The sequence below is a fragment of the Burkholderia sp. E168m23 genome, from assembly GCF_016586125.1.
Classification (GTDB): domain Bacteria; phylum Pseudomonadota; class Gammaproteobacteria; order Burkholderiales; family Burkholderiaceae; genus Burkholderia; species Burkholderia orbicola.
This window is the reverse complement of the sequence record NZ_BCPP01000771.1, coordinates 1-3540: the sequence shown is the minus strand read 5'-3', so window position 1 is coordinate 3540 and position 3540 is coordinate 1. Positions and strand designations below refer to the sequence as shown.

Genomic DNA, 3540 nt, shown 5'->3' with positions numbered 1-3540 from the left:
CGAATCGGCCTGACACAGCGTTCCGACCCCTCCTGTAAACCCCGCGATCAGCCGGCAAATCACGCAAGCCGTTGACTTAGTTGGTATTTCCGGAATATCATGCTGGGTTCCGGTATTCGGCGGCCGAGTCGCGTTCGACAGTTCGCACCCGATTCGCCGGTTCGGAAGTCAACTGTGCGTCGATTCTCGCTTTGCCCGAAATCGGCGTGCAGATTTTGTTCAATTTCAGGAATAAACAATGCCAACCATCAACCAACTGGTTCGCAAAGGCCGTCAGTCGGAAACGACGAAGAGCAAGAGCCCGGCCCTGCAGGACTGCCCCCAGCGTCGCGGCGTGTGCACCCGTGTGTACACGACGACGCCGAAGAAGCCTAACTCGGCACTCCGTAAGGTTGCCAAGGTTCGTCTGACGAACGGCTTCGAAGTGATTTCGTACATCGGCGGTGAAGGCCACAACCTGCAGGAACACTCGGTTGTGCTGATCCGCGGCGGCCGTGTGAAGGACTTGCCGGGTGTGCGTTACCACATGGTTCGCGGCTCGCTGGATACCCAGGGCGTCAAGGACCGTAAGCAAGCGCGTTCGAAGTACGGCGCGAAGCGTGCAAAGGCTGCCAAGTAAGCAGTTTTTGATCAGGGATCGCCGCAGGGCGGTCAAGGCGGGAGTGCCGGATTGCCGGTGCTGTCGAGTAAGTGGTCACCCGGCCAAGCTGGTTAGTCGTGAAGATGTGATCGGGTTTGTTGGTGGCCGCGGAGCTGAATCCAGCTCCAACTGAACAAGTAAAGGAAGAATCATGCCGCGTCGTCGCGAAGTCCCCAAGCGGGAAGTGTTGCCGGATCCGAAGTTCGGTAACGTTGATGTTGCCAAGTTCATGAACATGCTGATGCTGTCCGGCAAGAAGTCGGTCGCAGAGCGCATCGTTTATGGCGCATTCGAACAAATCCAGACCAAGGGTGGCAAGGACCCGCTGGAAGTGTTCACGGTTGCGCTCAACAACGTGAAGCCGGTGGTCGAAGTGAAGAGCCGTCGCGTTGGTGGTGCCAACTATCAAGTTCCGGTCGAAGTGCGCCCGTCGCGTCGTATGGCATTGGCGATGCGCTGGCTGCGTGAGGCTGCGAAGAAGCGCAGCGAGAAGTCGATGGCCCTGCGTCTGGCAGGTGAACTCTCCGAAGCGGCCGAAGGCCGTGGCGGCGCGATGAAGAAGCGCGACGAAGTTCACCGCATGGCAGAAGCCAACCGCGCGTTCTCGCATTTCCGTTTCTAAGCGCCTGGCTGGGCTGTTTGCGGAAATAAATTCCGGGCGGGTGCGCTTTTCAGGCGCCTCGCCCGTTTGTGTTGAGGCGTGATGCAGCAGGGCTGCATCACGTCATCCCAGTAGAGGATCAAAGTGGCTCGCAAGACTCCTATCGAGCGCTACCGCAATATCGGTATTAGCGCTCACATCGACGCCGGCAAAACGACGACGACCGAGCGCATTCTGTTTTACACCGGTGTGAACCACAAGATCGGTGAAGTCCACGACGGCGCAGCCACGATGGACTGGATGGAGCAGGAACAAGAGCGTGGCATCACGATCACGTCCGCTGCTACCACGGCCTTCTGGAAGGGCATGGGCGGCAACTATCCGGAACACCGCATCAACATCATCGACACCCCGGGCCACGTCGACTTCACGATCGAAGTGGAACGTTCGATGCGCGTGCTCGACGGCGCGTGCATGGTGTACTGCGCAGTGGGCGGCGTGCAGCCGCAGTCGGAAACGGTGTGGCGCCAGGCGAACAAGTACAAGGTGCCGCGTCTCGCGTTCGTCAACAAGATGGACCGTACCGGCGCGAACTTCTTCAAGGTCTACGACCAGCTCCGTCTGCGCCTGAAGGCGAACCCGGTTCCGGTCGTGGTGCCGATCGGCGCGGAAGAAAACTTCAAGGGCGTCGTCGACCTGATCAAGATGAAGGCGATCATTTGGGACGAAGCGTCGCAAGGCACGAAGTTCGACTACGTCGACATCCCGGCAGAGCTCGCGGAGACCTGCAAGGAATGGCGCGAAAAGATGGTCGAAGTGGCTGCCGAAGCCAGCGAAGACCTGATGAACAAGTACCTGGAAGAAGGCGATCTGCCGGAAGCCGACATCGTCAAGGCGCTGCGTGATCGTACGATCGCGTGCGAAATCCAGCCGATGCTGTGCGGTACCGCGTTCAAGAACAAGGGCGTGCAGCGCATGCTCGACGCCGTGATCGATTTCCTGCCGTCGCCGGTCGACATCCCGCCGGTCAAGGGCGAGCTCGAAAACGGCGAAGAAGCAGAGCGCAAGGCGTCGGACGAAGAGAAGTTCTCGTCGCTCGCGTTCAAGATCATGACCGACCCGTTCGTCGGCCAGCTGATCTTCTTCCGTGTGTACTCGGGCGTCGTCAACTCGGGCGACACGCTGCTGAACTCGACCAAGGGCAAGAAGGAACGCCTCGGCCGTATTCTGCAGATGCACGCGAACCAGCGTGAAGAAATCAAGGAAGTCCGTGCAGGCGACATCGCCGCAGCGGTCGGCCTGAAGGAAGCAACCACGGGCGACACGCTGTGCGACCCGGCGAACCCGATCGTTCTCGAACGCATGGTGTTCCCGGAGCCGGTGATTTCGCAGGCAGTCGAGCCGAAGACCAAGGCTGACCAGGAAAAGATGGGCCTCGCACTGAACCGTCTGGCTCAGGAAGACCCGTCGTTCCGCGTGCAGACCGACGAAGAGTCGGGCCAGACCATCATTTCGGGCATGGGCGAGCTCCACCTCGAAATTCTGGTCGACCGGATGAAGCGTGAATTCGGCGTGGAAGCGACCGTCGGCAAGCCGCAGGTTGCGTACCGCGAAACGATCCGTTCGACGGCGAAGGATGTCGACGGCAAGTTCGTCAAGCAGTCGGGTGGTCGCGGCCAGTACGGTCACGCGGTCATCACGCTCGAGCCGAACGAACAAGGCAAGGGCTACGAGTTCTTCGACGAGATCAAGGGTGGTGTGATTCCGCGTGAATACATCCCGGCGGTCGACAAGGGTATCCAGGACACGCTGAAGTCGGGCGTGCTGGCTGGCTTCCCGGTCGTCGACGTGAAGGTTCACCTGACGTTCGGTTCGTACCACGACGTTGACTCGAACGAAAACGCGTTCCGCATGGCCGGTTCGATGGCGTTCAAGGAAGCGATGCGCAAGGCGAACCCGGTCGTCCTCGAGCCGATGATGGCTGTCGAAGTCGAGACGCCGGAAGACTACATGGGCAACGTGATGGGCGACCTGTCGGGCCGTCGCGGCATCGTCCAGGGCATGGAAGACATGGTTGGCGGCGGCAAGATCGTGCGCGCCGAAGTGCCGCTGTCGGAAATGTTCGGTTACTCGACGTCGCTGCGTTCGCTGACGCAAGGTCGTGCAACGTACACGATGGAGTTCAAGCACTACGCTGAAGCTCCGCGCAACGTTGCTGAAGCGATCATCAGCGCGAAGTCGAAGTAAATCTGTAGCTACCCACCGATAATTTTTGAAAGAAGAGAATCATGGCAAAAGG

At 59.6% G+C, this 3540-nt stretch carries 3 protein-coding genes; all 3 read left to right on the top strand.

The features are described 5' to 3' along the window. The first annotated feature begins 238 nt into the window (after window positions 1-238). Window positions 239-619 (top strand): 30S ribosomal protein S12, encoded by a 381-nt coding sequence (gene rpsL, locus JMF90_RS29270; protein ID WP_006400662.1) that lies wholly within the window; start codon window positions 239-241, stop codon window positions 617-619. A 172-nt stretch (window positions 620-791) separates the two neighbouring features. Next, window positions 792-1262, top strand: a complete 471-nt coding sequence (gene rpsG / locus JMF90_RS29265) for a 30S ribosomal protein S7 (RefSeq protein ID WP_006477195.1) — start codon at window positions 792-794, stop codon at window positions 1260-1262. Between the two features lie 123 nt (window positions 1263-1385). Next, on the top strand, window positions 1386-3488 hold the full coding sequence (gene fusA, locus JMF90_RS29260) for an elongation factor G (RefSeq protein WP_006482929.1): 2103 nt from the start codon (window positions 1386-1388) through the stop codon (window positions 3486-3488). Window positions 3489-3540: the final 52 nt, after the last annotated feature.

Excerpts from the sequence above, each read along its gene's own strand:
- rpsL (WP_006400662.1), top strand. The coding sequence starts at position 239 with ATGCCAACCATCAACCAACTGGTTCGCAAAGGCCGTCAGTCGGAAACG.
- rpsG (WP_006477195.1), top strand. The coding sequence starts at position 792 with ATGCCGCGTCGTCGCGAAGTCCCCAAGCGGGAAGTGTTGCCGGATCCG.